The sequence below is a fragment of the Pedobacter sp. 01T416_2 genome (assembly GCF_056398925.1).
Window position 1 is genome coordinate 1 of the sequence record NZ_JBFTQI010000967.1, and the last position, 1,974, is coordinate 1,974.

A 1,974-nucleotide genomic window follows, 5' to 3' on the forward strand; every position below is an offset into this window, starting at 1 on the left:
GATGAAACTGATCAAAAAGATGCTCTCAAACGAAAAAGATACTACCCGTAAAGCAAGCTTTTTACCTCTACCAGCTTTTGGTTATAGTCAGGAAACAGGGTTTGAATTTGGTGTTGGTGCCATTTATTCATTTTACATAGACCGTAAAGATACGTTGAACCGCAGTTCCAACTTCGCCTTGAACACAACCTATTCTACCAAAAAGACAGCTAATTTTATGCTTAAAGGCGATGCCTGGACGAAAGGAAATAAATATCATTTTATCGGTGATATCCGTTTCAAAAACCAGCCATTTAATTTTTATGGTATTGGCAACAATGCAATAAAGGCAAATGAAGATAAACTAGACCAACGGGTATTTAAAACACTTTTCGATGCGGAAATGAACACCTTACCGAAGGCTTATACAGGTGTTTCGCTAGGTTTTGAGAATTACCATTTTATCGACAAGGAAGCCGGAGGCATTTTTACCACCAACCCACAGATTTTGGATAAAGATGGTGGATCTGTAGCCTGGATCGGTGCATCGCAAAGTTACGATACACGGAACAGCAATAATTATCCAACAAAAGGCTTTTTTGGTAGGGCAACCTATCAATACGCACCCGATTTTTTTGGCGGAGAAAGTTTTAATGGCTCACAGATTAAGCTAGATCTCCGTGGTTTCTTTAGTCTGGCACCAAAAGTAGTTTTAGGGGTACAGGGCATTTTTTATACCATCCAAAGCAAAAGCACCCCATTTTACCTGTTACAACAGTTAGGCAACGACCAGATGATGCGCGGTTACTATAGTGGCCGCTACCGCGACGAAAACCTGATGGCGGCACAAGCCGAAGTCCGCTACCGTTTTATGAACCGTTTTGGCATTGTAGCTTTTGCGGGTACAGGTAAAGTATTCGCAAACGGTCAGTTTAACGGCGATGGGCTAAAACCAAACTTTGGTTTTGGCGGTCGCTACTTTTTCGATCCGGCAAAAGGCTTGAGTGTTCGGGTAGATTATGGAATAGGCGAAAAATTACCAAATGAAAAACGCCAGGCCGGGTTTTACATCAGTTTAGCAGAAGCGTTTTAGTCGAAAGGTGTGCAAGATGGAGGGCTTCGTAATATGATCCTGTTCATTAGTTGACCTACTCGTTTTGTGATCCTGAGCGTAGTCGAAAGATCTTTAACCAAGTTACCAATGACAGATTACAACGAATGGTCGTCTTTCCCGCGCAGGCGGGAATCTTAATGCAAGCTACAAACCCTACTAAGGCATTACGATTCCCAATCAAGTTGGGAATGACGATTTGCCAGCACCTTTTCTCCTACATCCCTAATTACTCCTCTTCCGCTCCTCTTCGTTCCCCGGCTTCCTATCCTGCTGTTTAATTTTTTCATTGCCAAAATTATAACGGAAGGCAATCTTGAGTTGGCGGTTRTCGTAATAGTTATTGTACTCCTGACTGATATTATTGATCAAACTCTTAAAACGGTATTGGTTGGTTTTTAAAACATCGGTAGCGGTAATGGCCAATTGTATCTTTTTGTTAAATAATAACGTTTTTATACCCAGATCGAGGTTGTATTGGCTTTTATTTTTGTTCAAGCCATCAACTGCGGGGAATTGGCACCAGAAATTCGCCTCGCCTAAAATAGTTTTCGATGGGTTAAAAACAAACTGATTTAATGTAGAAAAATAAGCACCAAATCCATTCAGGTTACTTAGGGTTTGCGTGATATTGGAATTTGATGTATTATAAAAAACATCAACCTGATTGATACTTTCCAACCATTTCAACACATTAAAAGTAACTGCATTGCTGAACTGATAATGATACCCTGTAATAAAGTTAACAGGTTTGGCTGCCTGAATATTAGTGCCAGCATCAATAAAATTTAYATCATTAAAGCCGTTTGTGGTATGACTAAAAGATAGTCTCGTGGTGAAAACATTATTGTAAGTATGCGAAATTTCAATGTTGTCGTTATAAG

Annotated in this window: 2 protein-coding genes; one reads left to right on the forward strand and one right to left on the reverse strand. The window is 40.0% G+C overall.

The features are described 5' to 3' along the window. Positions 1-1,072 (forward strand): BamA/TamA family outer membrane protein (locus tag AC1DPQ_RS26370; protein ID WP_477611379.1); only part of this gene is annotated, 1,072 nt, incomplete at its 5' end. Between the two features lie 243 nt (positions 1,073-1,315). Here AC1DPQ_RS26370 and AC1DPQ_RS26375 read toward each other — a convergent pair. After that, the coding region (locus AC1DPQ_RS26375) for an outer membrane beta-barrel protein (RefSeq protein ID WP_477611380.1) at positions 1,316-1,974 on the reverse strand (659 nt) is incomplete at its 5' end.